The organism is Streptomyces sp. NPDC012935 (genome assembly GCF_042900345.1).
Lineage (GTDB): Bacteria > Actinomycetota > Actinomycetes > Streptomycetales > Streptomycetaceae > Streptomyces.
In genome coordinates, this window is the sequence record NZ_JBIBBC010000008.1 from 104,924 (window position 1) to 120,549 (window position 15,626).

11 protein-coding genes are annotated in these 15,626 nt (G+C 70.7%); 10 read left to right on the plus strand and 1 reads right to left on the minus strand.

Annotated elements, in window-relative coordinates:
• Positions 1-76: 76 nt before the first annotated feature.
• From ACFY5C_RS20775 to ACFY5C_RS20795, 5 genes are read left to right on the plus strand one after another with little or no spacing between them, the layout of a single operon-like run.
• Positions 77-970 (plus strand): alpha/beta hydrolase, encoded by an 894-nt coding sequence (locus tag ACFY5C_RS20775; protein WP_389446253.1) that lies wholly within the window; start codon positions 77-79, stop codon positions 968-970.
• Positions 967-2,421, plus strand: a complete 1,455-nt coding sequence (locus ACFY5C_RS20780; RefSeq protein WP_389446254.1) for an MFS transporter — start codon at positions 967-969, stop codon at positions 2,419-2,421. The genes ACFY5C_RS20775 and ACFY5C_RS20780 overlap by 4 nt, the downstream gene beginning before the upstream one ends.
• A complete protein-coding gene (locus tag ACFY5C_RS20785) occupies positions 2,418-3,284 on the plus strand; it encodes a 4'-phosphopantetheinyl transferase family protein (protein WP_389446258.1) in 867 nt (288 codons plus the stop codon). The genes ACFY5C_RS20780 and ACFY5C_RS20785 overlap by 4 nt, the downstream gene beginning before the upstream one ends.
• Positions 3,281-4,894: an acyl-CoA carboxylase subunit beta gene (locus tag ACFY5C_RS20790; RefSeq protein ID WP_389446260.1), complete on the plus strand. Its 1,614-nt coding sequence runs from the start codon at positions 3,281-3,283 to the stop codon at positions 4,892-4,894. The genes ACFY5C_RS20785 and ACFY5C_RS20790 overlap by 4 nt, the downstream gene beginning before the upstream one ends.
• Before the next feature lie 8 nt (positions 4,895-4,902).
• Positions 4,903-5,151 (plus strand): acyl-CoA carboxylase subunit epsilon, encoded by a 249-nt coding sequence (locus ACFY5C_RS20795; RefSeq protein WP_389446262.1) that lies wholly within the window; start codon positions 4,903-4,905, stop codon positions 5,149-5,151.
• Between the two features lie 552 nt (positions 5,152-5,703).
• Here ACFY5C_RS20795 and ACFY5C_RS20800 read toward each other — a convergent pair.
• Positions 5,704-6,966, minus strand: coding sequence for an MFS transporter (locus ACFY5C_RS20800; protein WP_389446263.1), 1,263 nt, complete (start codon positions 6,964-6,966; stop codon positions 5,704-5,706).
• A gap of 101 nt (positions 6,967-7,067) precedes the next feature.
• Here ACFY5C_RS20800 and ACFY5C_RS20805 point away from each other — a divergent pair, with 101 nt between their 5' ends.
• From ACFY5C_RS20805 to ACFY5C_RS20825, 5 genes are all read left to right on the plus strand, one after another.
• Positions 7,068-8,078 carry a LysR family transcriptional regulator gene (locus ACFY5C_RS20805; protein WP_389446265.1) on the plus strand — a complete coding sequence of 337 codons (1,011 nt, stop codon included), beginning with the start codon at positions 7,068-7,070 and terminating at the stop codon, positions 8,076-8,078.
• A 219-nt stretch (positions 8,079-8,297) separates the two neighbouring features.
• Entirely contained in the window at positions 8,298-10,553 is a 2,256-nt protein-coding gene (locus tag ACFY5C_RS20810) for a transglycosylase domain-containing protein (RefSeq protein ID WP_389446267.1), read from the plus strand.
• Positions 10,554-10,600: 47 nt separating this feature from the next.
• The gene (locus ACFY5C_RS20815) at positions 10,601-11,887 is read left to right on the plus strand and encodes a hypothetical protein (RefSeq protein WP_389446269.1); all 1,287 of its coding nucleotides are present in this window, start codon (positions 10,601-10,603) and stop codon (positions 11,885-11,887) included.
• Positions 11,888-12,003: 116 nt separating this feature from the next.
• Positions 12,004-13,182, plus strand: a complete 1,179-nt coding sequence (locus ACFY5C_RS20820) for an amidase domain-containing protein (RefSeq protein WP_389446270.1) — start codon at positions 12,004-12,006, stop codon at positions 13,180-13,182.
• Positions 13,183-14,168: 986 nt separating this feature from the next.
• Positions 14,169-15,551 carry a nitrate/nitrite transporter gene (locus ACFY5C_RS20825; RefSeq protein WP_389446272.1) on the plus strand — a complete coding sequence of 461 codons (1,383 nt, stop codon included), beginning with the start codon at positions 14,169-14,171 and terminating at the stop codon, positions 15,549-15,551.
• Positions 15,552-15,626: the final 75 nt, after the last annotated feature.

The following is a 15,626-nucleotide window of genomic DNA, read 5'->3' on the forward strand; positions in this document are numbered from 1 at the left end:
GACGACCCGACCGGCGTCGAGGCCCTCGTCATCGCCCTGCACCACTGGTTCGGCACCCCGGAGGTGGCGTAGCACGATGGTCACGTCCCTGTCGGTCGGCCCGCGCGTGCGGCGGATCACGCTCGATGCCGCCGGGTACACCCTGTCGGCCCTGCTGAGCGCACCCGAGAGCACGCCGCCGCGTGCCACCGTGGTCGCGCTGCACGGGGCCGGGATGAGCGCGGGGTACTTCGACGGCGGGGCCCAACCGGACGCCTCCCTGTGCGCGTTGGGAGCGCATCTGGGGTACGCGGTCCTCGCCGTCGACCGGCCCGGCTACGGCGACTCCGCCGCCGGGCTCCCCGAAGGCCTGGACCTCGCCGGACAGGCCCGCGTCCTGCGGGCCGCGCTCGACCACTTCGACGCCGAGTACGACATCGGCATCGGTACGTTCCTGCTCGCGCACTCCTTCGGCGGCAAGCTCGCCCTCACCCTGGCCGCCGAGGCCCCGCCCGCCGAGCTGCTGGGCCTGGACATCTCCGGCTGCGGGCACCGGTACGCCCCGCGCTCCGCGGAACTGCTCACCGGTCCCGAACGGGCCCGCTGGAAGCACAACTGGGGCCGGCTCGGCCTCTATCCGCCCGCCACCTTCAAGCGCAGCGCCGCCTTCGTGAAGCCCATCCCGGAGCTGGAGCTGCGGGCCGCCTCCGACTGGCCTGACGTCTTCGACGCGCTCGCCCCGCGCGTGCGCGTCCCCGTACGCCTGACCTTCGCCGAGCACGAACTGTGGTGGCGGCACGACGCCGACGCCCTCGAGGACCTGCGGGCCAGGCTGAGCGCCGCGCCCCGGGTCGTCGTCGACCGGCAGCCGGACGCCGGGCACAACATCAGCCTGGGCCGCACGGCCCGCGCCTACCACCTGCGCGCGCTCGCCTTCTTCGAGGAGTGCCTGTACTTCGAGGAAGGCCTGCCGGAGCGGGACGGTCCATGACCCCGGCCAGGACCCCACGCACGACACCACGCAGGACGCCGCGCAAGCGCCGACGGCCACCCCGCCGACTGCTCGCCACCAGCCTGCGCTCCCTGACCGTACGCAACTTCCGGCTCTTCGCCGGCGGTCAGATCGCGTCCGCCACCGGCACCTGGATGATGGTCGTCGCCCAGGACTGGCTCGTCCTCGAACTGACCGGCGACTCCGGCACGGCACTCGCCACGGTCACCGCGCTCCAGTTCACGCCGATGCTGCTGCTGACGCTCTACGGCGGTCGTATCGCCGACCGGTACGACAAGCGGGCCCTGCTGACCGGGGCCAACGTCGTCTCCGGCGTGCTGGCGCTGCTGCTCGGCCTGCTGGTCACCGGCGGAGCGGCCGAGCTGTGGCACGTCTACGTCTTCGCACTCGCCCTCGGCGTCGCGAACGCCGTCGAGGTCCCGGCACGGCTGTCCTTCATCGCCGAACTCGTCGGACCCGACCTGGTGCCCAACGCGTCCGCGCTCAGCGGCGCCTACTTCAACATCGCGCGGGTGCTGGGCCCGTCGCTGGCCGGGCTGCTGATCGAGGCCGCCGGCACCGGCACCGTGATGCTCCTCAACGCGGCGAGCTACGCGGCGACCGTGGCCGGGCTGCGCGCCATGCGTCCCGGGGAACTGCACCGGCCGCACCGCCCGGCCGCGGGCCCGGCCCGGGTCACCGAAGGACTGGCCCATCTGCGGTCCCGGCCCGACCTGGTGGCGACGCTGGCCCTGCTCGCGGCGGTGTCGCTGTTCGGCCTGAACCTCCAGCTGACCCTGCCGCTCATGGCCCGCACCGTCTTCCACACCGACGCCGCCGCCTTCGGCCTGCTCACCGCGGCGCTCGCCGCCGGATCGCTGCTGGCCGCCTTCACCGGCACCCTCCGCCGGGGCCGCCCCCGGGCGCGCCTGGTCATCGGCTGGGCCTGCGCCTTCGGCGCCCTCGCGGCGGCCACCGGATGGGCGCCGAACCTGACTACGGCGCTGGTCCTGCTGGTACCGACCGGCTTCGCCTCCCTGTACTTCGCGCAGGCCGCCAACCACCGTGTCCAGCTGGGCAGCGACCCCGCCTACCGGGGCCGGGTCATGGCCCTCTACACCCTGATCCTGCAGGGCAGCGCCCCGCTCGGCGCCCTGTTCGTCGGCGCCGTCACCTCGCACCTCGGCACCCGTTCCGCGCTGTGGGCGGGCGGCCTGCTCTCCCTGACGGCCGCCCTCGTCGCGGCGGTGGCCGACCGCAGCGACGCACGAGCCGCGGCCCCCACCCAGGCCGACCGACCCCAGGAACACCCCCACCCGACGGACCCCACAACCGGCTCCACGAGCGAACCACCCGGCCCCCCAAGGGAAACACCCGGCTCCACAAACGAACCAGCAGCCTTCGACGAGCCCGCATCCGAACCCACGCCCGGCACCGGGAGCCGCCCATGAACCTCCCCCTCATACCGAACACCCCGCGCGGCACCCGGGAGTTGGGCCCGTCGGACCTGCACGTCTGGCTGCTGCCACCCCCCGCCTCGCCGCGCGACGTACCGGACGTCGAACTCGACGAACAGGAGCGGCGCCGCGCCGCCGCCTACCGCAGGCAGAGCGACCGGCAGATGTACGTCGCCGCCCACGTGGGCCTGCGCCGGGTCCTGTCGGTCTACACGGGCGTCGCACCCCGGCGCCTGCCCCTCGGCCGGGAGTGGTGCGAGGAGTGCGGGGAGCGGCACGGCCGGCCGGTCCTGGTCGATCTGCCGGGCGCCCCCGAGTTCTCGCTCTCGCACAGCCACGGCCTGGCGCTGGTCGCGGTGGCCCGCACCCGGGTCGGCGTCGACGTCCAGGCCCTGCCGTCGCCGCAGACCGTCGACGCCTGTCTGCCCCTGCTGCACCCGGCCGAGCGGCAGGAGATCACCCGGCTCCCCGCCGACCGGCGCCGGACGGCCTTCGCACGGCTGTGGTCCCGCAAGGAGGCGTATCTGAAGGGCCTCGGCACCGGGCTCGCCCGCGCGGCCGACCTCGACTACCTCGGCGAGGCCGCCGAGTCCTGGCGTCCGACCGGCTGGACGGTGCGCAACATGCCCCTGTGTGACGGCCATGTCGGCGCCGCCGCGCTGGCCGGCGCCAAGGACTGGCGGACCGCCCTGCACCCGGTGCCCGCCGAGTGGCTCCACACCCGGGACGCCGACCTGCGGATCTCCGCCGTCCGACCGGCCCTGCGCACCGTGCTGCGCGCCCACGACCCGTCCGCCGTCCGCACGCACGCCCTCATCGACACCAGGAACAGGAAGGAAAGGGCCCAGGCATCATGACCGTAACCGTCACCGAACCCCGAGCTCCCGAAGCTCCCGTGCTCGACACCGCCCCGGACGCCACCGAGGCGGACCGGCTCACGGAACTGCGGACCATCAAGGAACGCGCCCGCAACGGCCCCGACCCCAAGGCCACCGAACGCCAGCACGCCAAGGGCAAGCTGACCGCCCGCGAACGCATCGAACTCCTCCTCGACCCAGGCTCGTTCACCGAGGTCGAGGCCCTGCGCCGGCACCGCGCCCAGGGCTTCGGACTGGAGGCGAAGCGGCCGTACACCGACGGCGTCGTCACCGGCTGGGGCACGGTGGAGGGCCGCACGGTCTTCGTCTACGCCCATGACTTCCGCATCTTCGGCGGCGCCCTGGGCGAGGCCCACGCTCAGAAGATCCACAAGCTGATGGACCTGGCCATCGCGGCGGGCGCGCCCCTGGTCTCCCTCAACGACGGCGCAGGCGCCCGCATCCAGGAGGGCGTCTCCGCGCTCGCCGGCTACGGCGGCATCTTCCAGCGCAACACCAAGGCGTCCGGCGTCATCCCGCAGATCAGCGTGATGCTCGGCCCGTGCGCGGGCGGCGCGGCCTACTCACCCGCCCTGACCGACTTCGTCTTCGCCGTACGCGACATCTCCCAGATGTTCATCACGGGCCCGGACGTGGTGAAGGCGGTCACCGGCGAGGAGATCACCCAGAACGGCCTCGGCGGCGCCGACGTGCACGGCGGCATCTCCGGCGTCGCCCACTTCGTCTACGACGACGAGCGCACCTGCCTCGAAGAGGTCCGCTACCTCCTGTCGCTGCTCCCCTCCAACAACCGCGAACTGCCCCCCGCCCACCCCACCGACGACCCCGCGGACCGCCCCGGCGACGCGCTGCTCGACCTGGTCCCCGAGGACGGCAACCGTTCCTACGACATCCGCAAGGTGATCGAGGAACTCGTCGACGACGGCGACTACTTGGAAGTCCACGCCGCCTTCGCCACCAACATCGTCTGCGCGCTGGCCCGCCTCGACGGCCATGTCGTGGGCATCGTCGCCAACCAGCCCGCCTCCATGGCCGGCGTGCTCGACATCCGGGCGAGCGAGAAGGGCGCGCGGTTCGTGCAGTTCTGCGACGCGTTCAACATCCCGCTGATCACCCTGGTGGACGTGCCCGGCTTCCTGCCCGGGGTCGACCAGGAACACGAGGGCATCATCCGCCGCGGGGCGAAGCTCCTCTACGCCTACTGCAACGCCACCGTGCCCCGCGTCTCGGTCGTCCTGCGCAAGGCCTACGGCGGCGCCTACATCGTCATGGACTCCCGCTCCATCGGCGCCGACGTCGCCCTGGCCTGGCCCACCAACGAGATCGCCGTGATGGGCGCGGAGGGCGCGGCGAACGTCGTGTTCCGCCGGGAGATCGCGGCCGCCGACGATCCCGAGGCGATGCGCCGCCAGAAGATCGCGGAGTACAAGGACGAACTCGTCCACCCCTACTACGCGGCCGAGCGCGGCCTCGTCGACGACGTGATCGACCCCCGCGAGACCCGGCAGATCCTCAGCCGCGCCGTGGCGATGCTCGCCACCAAGTCCGCGGCCCTGCCCACCCGCAAGCACGGCAACCCGCCCCAGTAGGAGCCCTCATGACCACGACCCGGACTCAGCCCCAGACCGCGACCCCGCACCCGTCGGCCTCCGACCTGCTCGCCGCCACGTCCTTCAAGGTCCTGCGGGGCGAGCCGAGTCCCGAGGAACTCGCGGCGTTCACGGCCGTCCTGACCCTGCGTCTGACCACGCCGGACGCCCCCACCCCGCAACGCCCCACCACGGCCCACTGGACCCGCCCGGAACGTCTGCGCGCCTACGCCTGCCCACGGGCCTGGCACAGCTGAGGCACCAACTGGCCTCCCGTCGCTGTCCGTTGTCACACGACAGCATGGCGTAGCCGGTATGGTTTCCCTCGTGACGCACCCGATGGGTGCGTCCTCCCTTCATTCCGGGCCCCACCTCGTCGGGGCCCGGCCCGACGAGAGCGGCTCCGGGACCGTGGCCGGCCGCCTCACGTCGAGGGGAGGACGCCCCCGGATGGGCGGTCACGAGGAGCAGGAACTGACTTTCGTCATGCGGCTGATCCGGCTTCTGCCGGAGCGAGCGGCGAGGCACGCGAGGAGGTGGCTGCTCTGGTGGTGCAGCAGGTAGCCGGATATCCCCAATCCACGTGGGGACATCCGACAGGCTCCTGTTGAGCCGGGCCCCGCTCGAAGTTCCCGCTTCGGGCGGGGCCCACTTCCTTGGTCGGCGGAGCAGGTAGCCGGATGTCCCCATACCACGTGGGGACATCCGACAGGCTCCTGCTGAGCGCGGGCCACCGTCCCGTCACACGGCCGGGCGAGGGCCCTTCTGCACCCAAGTACAGCACAGCGGCCCCCCACCCGGCACCACGATCACCCACTGTTCACGCGACCGCGCGCCGAGCCGACGGCCCCTGTCGCGAGGGCGATGAGCAGTGCCGCGGACGCCGCCGTGACCGGCACGCCGTAGGCCGCCGCAGGGGAGAGGTGCTCCGCCAGCCAGCCGCCGATCGCGCTGCCGCACGCGATGCCGCCGAGCAGGGCGGTCACCGCGAGGGTCATGCCCTCGTTGAGGCGGCCGTCCGGGGTGCGCTGCTGGACCAGGGCCATGTTGGTGATCATGGTCGGCGCAGTCGCCATGCCGGCGAACAGCAGCGCGACACACAGCAGCGGGAGCGAGCCGGTGAGGGACGCGGCGAGCAGGGGCAGCGTCAGCAGCGCGGTCATCGCCGCTATGCACCACACGTAGCGGTACCCGGCGGGACCGGAGAGCCGCAGCCGCCCGTACAGCAGCCCCGCCGCACAGGAACCGGCCGCCTGGAGCGCCAGCACCGCACCCGCGGCCGTCCGGTGGCCCTGGGCGTCCGCGAACGCGATCGTGACGACCTCCGTCGACCCGAACACCGCCCCCATGGCGAGGCAGACGGCCAGCAGCGGGGGCATGCCGGGCGCGCGCAACAGCGAGGTGCCGGCGGCCCCGGCCGCAGGGGCCCAGGGCGGCGGTTCCGTCGACCGCTGGGCCGCGAACGCCAGCACCCCCGTCACCAAAAGCACCACCCCGACGAGCGTCCCCGCCTCCGGGAAGAACGTCCCGCACAGGAAGGCCGCGAGCACCGGACCCAGCATGAAGCACAGCTCGTCCGCGGCCTGTTCGAACGAGTTCGCGGTGTGCAGGGCCTCGGCGTCGCCCTTGAGCAGGTGCGCCCAGCGGGCGCGGGACATGCCGCCGGTGTTGGGGGTCGTCGCGGTGGCGGCGTACGCGGCGAAGAGGGTCCAGGCGGGGGCGTCGTAGCGCACGCACAGCAGCAGCGCGAGGCTGCCCAGCGCCGCGCAGAGCGTGGCCGGTACGGCGACCCGGGCCTGGCCGTGCCGGTCGACGAGCCGCGCCGTCCAGGGGGCGACCAGCGCCGTCGCCGCGAGGCCGGTCGCGGTGACGGCGCCGGCGAGGGCGTACGACCCCCGGGTGCCGGCGATCATCACGACCGCGCTCACGCTGAACATGCCCATGGGGAGGCGGGCGGCCAGGTTCGCGAGGGTGAAGGCGCGGGTGCCGGGGTGGGCGAAGAGCCTGCGGTACGGGCGGGAGGGGTGGCCGATGGAGGGGGTCGGGGCGTTCGTGGACGGCGATTGCGGCATGGCTCCACCGTCGCCCGCAGTGGATCAAGGGGTCCAACACCTGTTCGGTACGGATTCACGCACCTGTGTTGTGAGACGCACGCGGGATGTAGGTTCCCCGCATGTCCGCTGCCGCTCCCGCCCACCTCGATCCCCGTCTCCTGCGTGCCTTCCTCGCCGTGGCGGACGAGCTGCACTTCACGCGCGCCGCGGCCCTCCTGTACGTTGCCCAGCAGGCGCTGAGCCGGGATGTACGGCGGCTGGAGCGGGAGTTGGGCGCCGAGCTGTTCGTGCGGACGACCCGGCACGTCACGCTGACGGCCGACGGCGAGCGGCTGGTGCCGTACGCCCGCCGTGCCCTCCAGGCCCAGGACGATCTGCTCGCCGCCTTCGGCCAGGCGCGGCCCCTGCTGGTGGACCTGAACTCGCCGGGCCTGGTCACCGGGCGCCGGGTCCTGCACCGGGCCCGCGAACTCGCCCCGGAGCACGAACTGATGGCCCGCTACGAGAGCGGCCTGACGGGTGCGGCCGCGGAGCTGGTCGCGGGGCGGCTGGACGCGTCCTTCGGACGGTTCGCGGGACTGGACCCGGCGCTGCGGGCCGGCCTCGATCATCAGCCGGTCCGCTACGAGCCGATGGCGATCGTGCTGCCCGGGGACCATCCGCTGGCCGCCCTGGAGCGGGTGCCGCTGGCCGCGCTGTCCGGCCAGACCGTGTACGCCGGTGCCGGCAACCCCCGTACGCCGGAGTGGACCGACCTCGCGCACCGGCTCTTCGACGGGCGGGGCATCGAGGTCGCCCCGCCCGCGCCGCTCGCCGTCGGCGACGAGGAGTTCCGGCGCATCATGGCCAAGCTGCGCCACCCCGTCCTCGCCGTGGTCGACTTCCCGGCCATGCCCGGGACCGTGCTGCGCCCCCTGGTCGACCCCGTGCCCCTGTCGCCCGTGTCCCTGGTGTGGCGCAAGGGCCTGGCGCACCCCGCTCTCGACGCCCTGCGACACGCCGCGGCGCGGATCGCGGCCGAGGAGGGGTGGCTGGAGCCGCCCGCCGATGGCTGGGTCCCGGACGTGGACTCGGCAGCCTGGGCGTATACAACCAACGGCCCGATGTGCGCGTCTAACGGGTCGACGTGAGCGTCCGACGGCCCGACGTGAGCGTCATCACTTGTACGTCAAATGTCCCTTATTCGCCAATGTGCTGGGTCACATAACACTTTCCTCCGTGGAGAGTTTGTGAAGGGCGCTGGTAATTTGTAGGCGCGCTGGACTGTGAGGTCGGCATATACCGAATGCGAGGGGGAGGCAGTGGCGCTGAGGGGGCAGGGGGAGGAACCTCAGGAGCGGGACGCCACCATGCAGCTGAAAGTGTCCGGCCTGTTTCCGGTGGACCAGACCGTTCAGTTGCGGGTGCCGTCACAACGCATATCCGAGGGTGACAGTGAATCTGCGATATCCGAAATATCCGCTTCCGCGGAGGCGGATTCATCGCAGCGAATACCCGGCGATGACACGCCCGACCAGCAGCATCGCCGCAGAAACCGGAACCGCCGCAAAGCCCCCAGCCCGCCCCTGGGCCCCCGCCTCGTAGCCGCGCTCCGGCTGGCGCCCCTGCTGGCCTTCCTCGCCCCCCTTGCCGCTCGCCTCACCCCCCTGGCCACCCGCCTCGCGCCCTACGCCCGCCGGATGCGGCCGGAGTACCCCCGGCCCGGACGCACCGGCTGGCGCCGCTGGCTGCCCTCCTGGCGGCAGTGGCTCGGCGGCGCACTGGCCGGCATCGGCCTCAGCAGCCTCCTCCTCGCCGTCGCCTACGCGGCCACCGACATCCCGGACAACCTCAACTCGTACGCCACCCAGCAGGACAACGTGTACTTCTGGGCCGACGGGACGCCCATGGCCCGTACCGGCTGGGTGCAGCGGCAGGCGATGCCGCTGAAGGACATCCCCGACGACGTCCGCTGGGCGGTCCTGGCCGCGGAGAACGCGAGCTTCTACAGCGACCCCGGCATCTCCGTCCAGGGCATCACCCGCGCCCTGTTCCGCACACTGGGCCAGGGCGACACCCAGGGCGGCTCGACCATCACCCAGCAGTACGTCAAGAACGTCTACCTGAACCAGGACCAGACGCTGAGCCGCAAGTTCAGCGAGGCGATGATCGCCCTCAAGCTCGACAACCGGATGAGCAAGGACGAGATCCTCGAGAGCTACCTGAACACCAGCTGGTTCGGCCGGGGCACCTACGGCATCCAGCGCGCCGCCCAGGCCTACTACGGCAAGGACGTCAGCGAGCTCAACGCCAGCGAGGCGGCGTTCCTGGCCGCCCTGCTCAAGGGCGCCGGCCTGTACGACCCGACCCTGAGCGGCGCCAACCGCGCCCGGGCCGTGGAGCGCTGGTCCTGGACCCTCGACCGGATGGTCCAGATAGGCAAGCTCTCGCAGGCCGAGCGGGACACCTACCGGAAGTTCCCGGAGCCGCTGAAGAGCAACCCGCTGTACGACACCGGTGAGCAGAGCGACTACCTCGTCGAACTCGCCTCCCAGTACACCAAGAAGGCCGCCCAGATCTCCGACAAGGACTTCGACCTCGGCGGCTACCAGATCTACACGACCTTCGACAAGCGACGCGAGGACCAGCTCACCGAAGCCGTCACCAAGGCGCGCGAGCAGGCTCTGAAGGACGACCCGAAGGCCGCGAAGAGCGTGCACTACGGCGCGGCGTCGGTCGCCTCGGACGGCCGGATCCTCGCCATGCACGGCGGGCCCGACCACCGTAAGCAGGGCTACAACGAGTCCAACGCCACCACCGTCCCCGCCGGTTCGGCCTTCGCGCCGTTCGTGTACGCGGCCGGTCTGGAGCACGGCGTCCGCAAGACCCGCGACGGGGAGAGGACGCCCGTCACCGGGGACTCCGTCTACGACGGCGACGACGACGTGCCGGTGACCACGCCGGAGGGGCCGTACTGGGACCGCAGCGGCCGCAAGGTGGCCGCCAGCAACGACGGCGACAAGTCGTACGGGCAGATCTCCCTGCACCGGGCGATGGAGCTGTCGGTGAACACGCCCTTCATGCAACTCGGCATGGACACCGGCCTGGACAAGGTGCGCGCCACCGCCGAGGCCGCGGGTCTGCTGAGCTCCAGCATCGGGGCCCAGGTGCCGGCGCTGGCCACGGGCAGCTCCACACCCAGCGCCATCCGCATGGCCAGCGGCTACTCCACGTTCGCCGCGGCCGGCAAGCACACCGAGCCGTACTCGGTGCGGCGGATCACCCACAACGGCGACAAGATCTCCCTGAACCTGCCGGACCCGCGCCGGGCGGTCGGCGCCGACGTGGCCGAAGAGGTCACCTCCGCGCTCACGGACGCCTTCCGGACCGCCCACCCCGACGCGGCGCCCGCCGGCGCGCAGGTGGCGGGGAAGACCGGGACGACGCCGAAGGACACCGCCTCCTGGTACGTCGGCACGAACAAGTCCGTCTCCACGGCGGTCGTCGTCTACCGCATCGACCTCGCCAAGAGCCTCGAACCGCTGCCGCTGAAGGGCCTCGCCGGCACCGCCGACGACAGCGTCCCCTACGGCATCTGGTCCGGTGCCATGAAACCCCTCGGCTGACCACCGATCCGGTACCGCAGTCCAACCGTCAGGAGAATGAGCCGCACATGAAGCCACCGTCTGGGCGTCGCCGCAAGGCCCGGGCAGCGCGCCGCACCGCCGCCGCACGCCGCCCGGGGTTCCTGGCCCTGGCGGCGCTCCTCGTCGTCGCCTCGCTGACGGCGGGCTACCTGGTGCTGAACCGCACGGGGAACACCGAGCCGACCGCGTCCTCCGGGGAACAGCGCAAGGGGGGCGGGTCGGCCGCCAAGGAGCCGCAGTGGGACGGCAGGACCAAGATCCTGGGGGACGGCTCCACTTCCTACACCGGTCCGCAAAAGGGCCAGTTGAAGCCGGAGCGGCTCAAGCCCGGGCAGAAGCCGCCCCAGTTCGTCGTCTTCTCCTGGGACGGCGCGCTGGAGGGCGACGACAAGCTCTTCTCGCACTACCGCGAGGTGGCGAAGAAGTACGACGCCCACATGACGTTCTTCCTCACGGGCATCTACCTGCTGCCGAAGGACAAGAAGGCGCTGTACGACCCGCCCCAGCACGACCGGGGGGCCGCGGCGATCAGCTACCCCACGGACGAGCACATCCTCACCACGGTGGAGCAGCTCGGCAAGGCGTGGCAGGACGGCAACGAGATCGGCACCCACTTCAACGGCCACTTCTGCGGCGAGAAGGGCGGCGGCGACTGGAGCGTCGAGGAGTGGAAGAGCGAGATCGACCAGTTCAACTCGTTCGTGTCGAAGTGGAAGACCAACACCGGCGACACGGATCTCCCCCCGCTGCCGTTCGACGTCTCCAAGGAGATCACCGGCGGGCGCGCCCCCTGCCTGGAGGGCCAGAAGAACCTGCTGGAGGCCTCCAAGGACTACGGCTACCGCTACGACGCCAGTTCCGCGGGCGACTTCCAGATATGGCCGACCAAGAAGAACGGCATCTGGGACTTCCCGCTGCAGATGCTCCCCTACGAGGGAGGCAAGTACCAGGGTCTCTCCATGGACTTCAACTTCCTCTACAACCAGTCCGACGGCGAGACCGAGGGCGACCCGGCCCGGTACCCGGAGTGGGAGGAGGAGACCGTCGGCACCTACCTGGCGGGCTTCAACCGCGTGTACTACGGCAGCCGGGCGCCCCTGTTCATCGGCAACCACTTCGAGAACTGGAACGGCGGCATCTACATGCGGGCCGTCGACCGGATCATCGAGGAGGTCTGCACCAAGAAGGACGTCAAGTGCGTGTCCTTCAAGGAGCTCGCCGACTGGATGGACGTGCAGAAGCCGGCGACGCTGGAGCGGCTGCGCACCCTCGATCCGGCTCAGTCCCCGGACTGGTCGACCGTCGTGCAGTGACGTTCGCATAACGTCCTTGAATCACGCACGCATCCCCCTTCACAACAGCCACACAAGGCGTGCGAAGATGCGCTGCCCCCGGCATCCGTCCGCCGGGACAAGAGGGGAACCATTCAGTGAAGACAAGGAAATTGAGCCGTACGCGGCGACGCGCCACCATACTCGGCGCGGCGGCCGCCTCGGTCGTCGCCGGAGCGGCGATGCTGCCCAACTGGAGCGCGGGCGCCGCGGTCGTCGACGACCCCACGGTGGACGCCAGGACCAAGGCCACCTTCCAGCGGCTGGCGGACGCGGTCTTCACCGACCGCACGGAAGCGCTGGTCGACGGCGGGCAGGGCAACCGGGACAAGCCGCTGACCGACGGCTTCTCGGGGGACGTCCGGATGTCCGCCGGTACGGCCCGCGGCGAGGACGCCGCACTGTCCGCGCTCGACCAGCGCAAGGACAAGCTCGCCGAGCTGGGCGAGAAGTACAGCAAGGGCAGCACCACCGTCACTCTGGACGCCACCAGCGTGAAGGGCCGCAAGGCGAAGGTCGCGGTCACCGAGACCACCACCCTCACCTACGAGAAGGTCCGCGGCAGCGAGCCCGGGACCACCGGCTTCCAGGCCCACCACGAGCTGACCTTCAGCGCCGACCGGCGGGGCGACTGGCAGCTGACCGGAATCCGCGCGACCGACGAGGGCGAACTCGCCGTGAACTCGACGGCCAGGCCGGCCGTCGAGCCCATGACCGCGAGGGTCGCCAGCACCACGCCGTCGGCGCCCAAGGCATCGACCTCGTACCCCGGCCCGGCCAACCCGAAGAACTTCACCGCGTCCGGCCTGGACTACCCGGCCATGGCCACCTACGCCAAGCAGTACTGGTCCAACTACAACCCGGCCTACCCGAACTTCAACGGCCAGGGCGCGGGCGGCGACTGCACCAACTTCGTCAGCCAGTCCCTCAAGGCGGGCGGCTGGAAGCACGTCCCCGGCTACGTGTACGACTACACCAAGTGGTTCGGCAACGCCGACATCCAGTCGCACTCGTTCATCGGCGTCAACGAGTGGTCCTGGTTCGCCCAGAACTCGAAGCGCACGACCAGCCTCGCGAACGTCTACCAGCTGGACGTCGGCGATGTCCTCCAGCTCGACTTCGACAAGGACGGCTCGAAGGACCACACCATGATCGTCACGTCCCGCAACCGCGGCGTGCCGTATCTGACGTACCACTCCACCAACACGTACAGCAGGTCGGTGGCGAGCATCATCGCGTCGTACCCGAACGCCCTGTACTACGCGTACCGCACCTGATCCGTGCCACGCCCTGGCCGCCGGGGTCGTCTACCGGCGGCCAGGGACCTGGTCACCCGATGGCGATGCGGGTCTTCCAGCGACTTGCCGAGCCGATGACCTCTGCGCCCGGCCCCGCTGCGGCGTTGGTCTTGTCTGCTCAGGTGTACGACCCTCCGGGGGGGGAATATGCGCACCACCACTGCAACCCTGTCCGTCGGCCTGCTCTGTGCCGCCCTCGCAGCCTGTGGCGGTACGGCTGATGTCGTCAGTGGTGCTGCACCAAAGACTGGGTCGGCTCCAACGCCTGCACCGTCAAAAGCAGATGAATCGAACTCGGACGCTCCGCAAACCGGCGCCGACGTCACCTATTCCGCGCCCCCGGACGCCCCGATGGCGCTCGGCGAGGCATGGCAGTGGACCAGCACCAGCACCGCACGCAGCGGTGCGGAGGCCACGGGCACAACGGCGGTGCTGGCCTACGAACAGCACCACCCTCCCCGCTCGGCCGATGAGGACCTTCGATACGACCAGGTGAAGATCCGTATCTGCAGCACTACCGGCACGCCGATCACCGTCTATCGGAGATTCTTCGCGCTCATCAGCCCGAGGGGCGAAGTGAACACCATCAAGATGGATGCCCCCCGACCCCAAGACTGCTTTCCCGAGCAAGGACACCGTCCTGCAGCCCGGGCAGTGCGCCGAGGGCACCATCGACTTCCTGGGCGTCCGCAGCACACGGCCCGCGCTGGCCGTATGGGGTCCCGATGGCGCACCCAAGGCTGCAACGTGGGCCATCCCTCAGCGACAGCGCTGACGATGTTGCGAAAGTCCACAGGGACGACATAGCCGACCTCTCATCCCCCCACCCCCCACCGTGAGAGCAAAGTTCCTTTCCGGTCACCCGATGCCACAGCCCGGAAACGCGCCCTCCCTACCTTCGGGATCAGCCACTCATAGCGCGACCGAGCAGCGCGACCGAGCCCCGAAGGAACCGTGGAGGCGTCATGACAGCCCCGAGTACAGCCCCCGCCGCGAGCAGGGGAGGCCGCTGGATCGAGCACTGGGACCCCGAGGACGAGGCCTTCTGGAACGAGACCGGGGAGAAGGTCGCCAAGCGCAACCTCTTCTTCTCCGTCCTGTCCGAGCACATCGGGTTCTCGATCTGGACCCTGTGGTCGGTGATGGTGCTGTTCATGGGGCCGGAGTACGGGCTCACCCCCGCGGACAAGTTCACGATCGTCTCGGTGGCCACGCTGGTCGGCGCCATCGTCCGCGTCCCGTACACCTTCGCCGTAGCCATCTTCGGTGGCCGGATGTGGACGGTCGTCTCGGCGAGCCTGCTGCTTGTGCCCACGGTCGCCGCGTTCGTGGCGATGGAGCCGGGGACGTCGTTCAGCACCTTCCTCATCTGCGCGATGCTGGCCGGCGTCGGCGGCGGGAACTTCGCCTCCAGCATGACCAACATCAACGCCTTCTTCCCGCTCCGTAAGAAAGGGTGGGCGCTCGGCCTGAACGCCGGCGGCGGCAACATCGGCGTGCCCGTCGTACAGCTCGTCGGTCTCGCGGTCATCGGTGCCAGCGGCGGCCCGCGCCTGCTGCTGGGGATCTACATCCCGTTCATCGTGATCGCCGCCGTCCTCGCGTGGCTGAAGATGGACAGCATCTCGTCGGTGAAGAACGACACCGGTGCTGCCAAGGATGCCGTGAAGGAGGCCCACACCTGGATCATGTCCTTCCTCTACATCGGCACCTTCGGTTCGTTCATCGGCTACAGCTTCGCGTTCGGGCTGGTGCTCCAGACCCAGTTCGGCCGTACGCCGCTGCAGGCCGCCTACGTCACCTTCATCGGCCCGCTGCTCGGCTCCCTGATCCGGCCCCTCGGCGGCTTGCTCGCCGACCGGTTCGGCGGTGCGAAGATCACGCTGTGGAACTACGTCGCCATGGCCGCCGCGACCGCGGTCGTCGTCGTGGCCTCGATGCAGAAGTCGCTGCCGCTGTTCACCACCGCGTTCATCGCCCTGTTCGTACTCAGCGGCCTCGGCAACGGCTCGACGTTCAAGATGATCCCCGGCATCTTCCACACGAAGGCCCTCGCCAAGGGACTCGAAGGCGAGGAGGCCGCCGCCTACGGCCGCCGTCTCTCCGGTGCCTCCATGGGCCTCATCGGCGCGGTCGGCGCGCTCGGCGGACTCGGCATCAACCTCGCCTTCCGCCAGTCCTTCCTCTCCGTGGGCTCCGGCACCGGCGCCTTCATCGCCTTCCTCGCCTTCTACGGCCTCTGCTTCGCGGTCACCTGGGCCGTATACCTTCGCCGCCCGGCCCCCTCCGAGACTCACGCCACAGCGAGCACGGAGGCAAAGTCACAGCTCAGCTACGCGGAGGTGTGACGTAACACCGCCGACATCAAGCCGAACCGAGCCTGTCACGCACCGTTGACAGGCTCGCTCGGCATGCAGGTGGGA

Coding starts and splice junctions, on each gene's coding strand:
- ACFY5C_RS20775 (WP_389446253.1), top strand. CDS start 77: ATGGTCACGTCCCTGTCGGTCGGCCCGCGCGTGCGGCGGATCACGCTC.
- ACFY5C_RS20780 (WP_389446254.1), top strand. CDS start 967: ATGACCCCGGCCAGGACCCCACGCACGACACCACGCAGGACGCCGCGC.
- ACFY5C_RS20785 (WP_389446258.1), top strand. CDS start 2,418: ATGAACCTCCCCCTCATACCGAACACCCCGCGCGGCACCCGGGAGTTG.
- ACFY5C_RS20790 (WP_389446260.1), top strand. CDS start 3,281: ATGACCGTAACCGTCACCGAACCCCGAGCTCCCGAAGCTCCCGTGCTC.
- ACFY5C_RS20795 (WP_389446262.1), top strand. CDS start 4,903: ATGACCACGACCCGGACTCAGCCCCAGACCGCGACCCCGCACCCGTCG.
- ACFY5C_RS20800 (WP_389446263.1), bottom strand. CDS start 6,966: ATGCCGCAATCGCCGTCCACGAACGCCCCGACCCCCTCCATCGGCCAC.
- ACFY5C_RS20805 (WP_389446265.1), top strand. CDS start 7,068: ATGTCCGCTGCCGCTCCCGCCCACCTCGATCCCCGTCTCCTGCGTGCC.
- ACFY5C_RS20810 (WP_389446267.1), top strand. CDS start 8,298: ATGCAGCTGAAAGTGTCCGGCCTGTTTCCGGTGGACCAGACCGTTCAG.
- ACFY5C_RS20815 (WP_389446269.1), top strand. CDS start 10,601: ATGAAGCCACCGTCTGGGCGTCGCCGCAAGGCCCGGGCAGCGCGCCGC.
- ACFY5C_RS20825 (WP_389446272.1), top strand. CDS start 14,169: ATGACAGCCCCGAGTACAGCCCCCGCCGCGAGCAGGGGAGGCCGCTGG.